This is a genomic window from Streptomyces niphimycinicus (assembly GCF_018883605.1).
Classification (GTDB): Bacteria; Actinomycetota; Actinomycetes; order Streptomycetales; family Streptomycetaceae; genus Streptomyces; species Streptomyces niphimycinicus.
The window spans coordinates 1-4,155 of the sequence record NZ_JAHLEM010001035.1 but is presented as its reverse complement, the minus strand read 5'-3'; the positions used below and the strand labels follow the sequence as shown (position 1 = coordinate 4,155).

5 protein-coding genes and 1 pseudogene are annotated in these 4,155 nt (G+C 71.5%); 5 read left to right on the top strand and 1 reads right to left on the bottom strand.

The annotated features are described in order from the left end of the window. On the top strand, positions 1 to 688 hold a 688-nt coding region (locus tag KN815_RS47245), incomplete at its 5' end, for an SDR family NAD(P)-dependent oxidoreductase (protein WP_216347931.1). Further along, a complete protein-coding gene (locus KN815_RS47240; RefSeq protein WP_216347932.1) occupies positions 685 to 1,746 on the top strand; it encodes a threonine aldolase family protein in 1,062 nt (353 codons plus the stop codon). The genes KN815_RS47245 and KN815_RS47240, both read left to right, overlap by 4 nt. A gap of 75 nt (positions 1,747 to 1,821) precedes the next feature. Here the strand turns inward: KN815_RS47240 and KN815_RS47235 are convergent, their stop codons facing one another. Beyond that, positions 1,822 to 2,553 carry a lysophospholipid acyltransferase family protein gene (locus KN815_RS47235; RefSeq protein WP_216347930.1) on the bottom strand — a complete coding sequence of 244 codons (732 nt, stop codon included), beginning with the start codon at positions 2,551 to 2,553 and terminating at the stop codon, positions 1,822 to 1,824. Positions 2,554 to 2,729: 176 nt separating this feature from the next. Between KN815_RS47235 and KN815_RS47230 the strand changes: the two genes are divergently transcribed. The 3 genes and pseudogenes from KN815_RS47230 to KN815_RS47220 form a co-directional block, all read left to right on the top strand. After that, positions 2,730 to 3,095, top strand: coding sequence for a TlpA family protein disulfide reductase (locus KN815_RS47230; RefSeq protein ID WP_216347929.1), 366 nt, complete (start codon positions 2,730 to 2,732; stop codon positions 3,093 to 3,095). 195 nt (positions 3,096 to 3,290) lie between these two features. Continuing rightward, positions 3,291 to 3,797, top strand: coding sequence for a flavin reductase family protein (locus KN815_RS47225; RefSeq protein WP_216347928.1), 507 nt, complete (start codon positions 3,291 to 3,293; stop codon positions 3,795 to 3,797). 239 nt (positions 3,798 to 4,036) lie between these two features. Next, positions 4,037 to 4,155, top strand: a pseudogene (locus KN815_RS47220) (electron transfer flavoprotein subunit beta); the annotation flags it as partial.

Here is a 4,155-nt window from a genome sequence, read left to right as displayed (position 1 = left end):
GGGCCGGGCCACGCTGCTCCGCCTCGCCGAGGCCGGCGCCACCGTCGTCGCCTCCGACTCCGATCCGGTGCGGCTGGCCGAGGCCGTGGACGCGGCGCGCTACGCCCACGGCGGCGCCAGCGTCACCGGCGAGACGGTCGACCTGCTCGACCTCGACGCCGCCCGCGCCTGGGCCGACCGCACCGAGAAGGAATTCGGCCGGGTCGACGGGCTGATCCACCTGGTCGGCGGCTGGCGCGGCAGCAAGACCTTCGCCGACGCCCCGCTCGCCGACTGGGACACCCTGCACAATCTGCTGATCCGCACCGCCCAGCACACCTCCCTCGCCTTCCACGACGCCTTGCTGCGCAGCGGCAAGGGCCGCTTTGTGCTGATCAGCGCGGGGGGCGCGGCCAAGCCCACCGCGGGCAACGCCGCGTACGCCGCCGCCAAGGCCGCCGCCGAGGCATGGACGCTCGCGCTCGCCGACTCCTTCCGCAAACTGGGGGGCGAGGGCGCCCCCTCGGCGGCCGCTGCCATCCTGGTGGTCAAGGCGCTGGTGCACGACGCCATGCGCGCGGAGCGCCCCAACGCGAAGTTCGCGGGCTTCACGGACGTCAAGGAGCTGGCCGAGGCCATCACCGGACTCTGGGACCAGCCCGCCCAGGAAGTGAACGGAACCCGCCTGTGGCTGACCCCCAAGCCGTGAGGACCGACGCCCGTCGCCACCACGACCCCGAGGTGAGCGGCTTCGCCAGCGACAACTACGCCGGCGCCCACCCCGAGATCCTCGCCGCGCTCGCCCTCGCCAACGGAGGCCATCAGGTCTCCTACGGCGAGGACGACTACACCGCGCATCTCCAGTTCGTCATGCGCAGCCACTTCGGCCCGCACGCACAGGCGTTCCCGGTCTTCAACGGAACCGGCGCCAATGTCGTCGCCCTCCAGGCGCTCACCGACCGATGGGGCGCGGTCATCTGCGCCGAGACCGCCCATATCAACGTCGACGAGTGCGGGGCGCCCGAGCGCGTCGGAGGGCTCAAGCTGCTCACCGTCCCCACCGAGGACGGCAAGCTCACCCCCGAGCTCATCGACCGCCAGGCATGGGGCTGGGACGATGAGCACCGGGCGATGCCGCAGGTCGTCTCGATCACCCAGAACACCGAGCTGGGCACCGTCTACACGGTGGACGAGATCCGGGCCATCTGTGATCACGCCCATGAGCGCGGGATGAAGGTCCACCTCGACGGCGCCCGGATAGCCAACGCGGCCGCGTCCCTGGATGCGCCGATGCGCTCGTTCACCAATGCGGCGGGCGTCGACATCCTGTCCTTCGGCGGCACCAAGAACGGGATGCTCTTCGGCGAGGCCGTCGTCGTCCTCGACCCGGACGCGGCGGGCGCCATGAAGCATCTGCGCAAGCTGTCCATGCAGCTCGCGTCCAAGATGCGGTTCATCTCCGTCCAGCTCGAGGCCCTGCTCGCCCGCGATCTGTGGCTGCGCAACGCCCGCCACGCCAACGCCATGGCCCAGCGGCTGGCCGACGGGGTGCGCACGGTGGACGGAGTGGAGATCCTCCACCCGGTCCAGGCCAACGCGGTCTTCGCCCGCCTTCCGCACGAGGTGACCGAGCGCCTCCAGAAGCGCTACCGCTTCTACTTCTGGGACGAGGCCGCGGGCGATGTGCGCTGGATGTGCTCCTTCGACACCAAGGAGGAGGACGTCGACGGATTCATCACCGCCGTCAAGGAGGAGATGGGCCGCTAGGGCCCGGAGGCGGTACGGGCCCAGGGCCCGGGTGCGGTACGGGCGGGCCGCCGGGGCCCGCCCGCGCACGTTTGGTTACCGGCCCCGGTCCAGGGCCAGCGCCTCGGCCGGGGTGGGGGCGGTGCCGCCCAGATGGGCCGGGACCCACCAGGTGTCGTCCGGGCCCTTGGGCCGCACCGGATACGCCCGCTGCGCCGCCTCCAGCAGCTCCTGCACCCGGCCGCGCAGCCGCTCGGTCAGGGTGTCCGAGGGCTCGGTCGGGTCGGCCTCCATCGGCTCGCCGACCCGCATCGTGATCGGGAAGTGATGGCGGCCCAGCGCCCGCTTCTGCCCCTTGGTCCACAGCCGCTGCGTCCCCCACAGCGCCATCGGCAGCAGCGGGACGCCCGCCTCCTGCGCCAGCCGGGCCGCGCCCGACTTGAAGTTCTTCAGGGCGAACGACCGCGAGATCGTCGCCTCCGGGAAGACCCCGATGATCTCGCCGGAGCGCAGCGCCCTCAGGGCGTGCTTGTACGCGTCCATACCCGCCGCGCGGTCCACCGGAATGTGCTTCATCGCGCGCATCAGCGGCCCGGAGACCTTGTGCCGGAAGACCGACTCCTTCGCCATGAACCGCACCAGCCGCTTCGCCGGACGGGCGGTCAGCCCGCAGAAGACGAAGTCGAGATAGCCGATGTGGTTGCTCACCAGAACCGCGCCGCCCGCCTGCGGAACATTCTCAGTGCCCTTGATGTCGAAGCGCAGATCGAGCGCCTTGAACATGGTGCGGGCCATGCCGATCACCGGCGGGTAGACGAGCTCTGCCATTGAGGACCCTTCGTCGTATGCCCTGGGAGGGTTCTCCGGGCGGAAGTTACGCGGCCGTAGGTTTCCGGCTTCTGGCAGATGGTGCCCGATGTCGTCTCGATGTGCTACCGGACGGCGCCGCCCGGCCGGGAGATCCTCATCACGTCGGGGGCCGCCGGGGAATCTCCGGGCCGCCCATGGCGCTGCACGGGGGAGGTCCCATCGGGAGGAGACAGGTGCGAGACGGCGACGGAGACCGGCGGCTGGGCGCCGCCGAGCTGGGCGCGGAACTGGGGGAGCGGGCGACGCTGCTCCAATTCTCCAGCGCCTTCTGCCAGCCCTGCCGGGCCACCCGGCGGACGCTGTCCGAGGTGGCCGCGATGGTCGACGGGGTGGCGCACATCGAGATCGACGCCGAGGCGCGGCTGGAGCTCGTCAGGGCCCTGGGCATCGCCTGTACCCCCACCGTGCTGGTCCTCGACGCGGCCGGGCGGATCGTGCGGCGCGCCTCCGGGCAGCCGCGCCGGGCCGATGTCATCGCCGCTCTGGGTGATGCCGTGTGAGCCACCGCGCCCCGGACCCACTTGACGGTCCGCATCCGACGTGGCCAGGGTGAACATCATGCGGCCTGGACTCCTTCTCTGTGGACGTGCACACGAGAGCCCGGTGCGGGCGGCCGGCGCACGGTGTCCGGGCGGGTGAGCGAACGACGACAAGCGCCGCCCCCCCGCCCGTACCTCCGGCAGAAGGACAACTCCATGACGGCAACGCACGACCTCGGCACGTCCTCGCTCGCGACGTCCGACCTCTTCCGCTCCGTCTTCCGGCGGCACGCCTCCGGCGTCGCCGTGATCACCGCCCAGGGCACCCGCCCCGTCGGCTTCACCGCCACCTCCCTCGCCTCCGTCGCCGCCGAGCCGCCGCTGCTCTCCTTCGGTGTGGGCAGCGGCTCCTCGAGCTGGCCGGTGCTCTCCGAGGCCGAGCATGTCGGGGTCCACATCCTCGGCGAGCACCAGCGGGAGCTGGCCGCGACCTTCGCGCGCACCGGTGCCGACCGCTTCGGACCGGCCACCGGCTGGCGCTCGGGCCCCGAGGGCGTACCGGTGCTGGACGGGGTGCTGGCGTGGCTGGTGTGCCGGGTGGTGGCCCGCATACCCGCCGGGGACCACCGGGTGGTGATCGGCGAGGTGACCACGGGCACCGCGGCCGGGGCAGGCCGTCCGCTGCTGTACCACCAGGGGCGCTTCAACGCGCTGCGCGACTGAGCCGCGCGCTCCCGCCGGTGTGCGCTCCTCCCACTGATCGCCACGTTGGCAAGGTCACAGTTCACGCGGCTTGCATCCGGGGAATGACCTGGGTGTACTGACGAGTAATATTTTGCTGCGGTGCATGGGCCGCCCCGGTAGGAAACCGCCCGCGGTACCGCCCGGGTCCCGCCCCCGAAGGCGCCTATGCTGCCAGCAACAAGGCAGCTCGGTAGAGACGATGCAGTAGGAGAGCCGGCGTGAGCTTGAGGATCGTTGTCTGTGTGAAGTATGTGCCCGACGCCACTGGCGACCGGCACTTCGCCGAGGACCTGACCGTCGATCGCGACGATGTGGACGGCCTGCTGTCGGAGCTGGA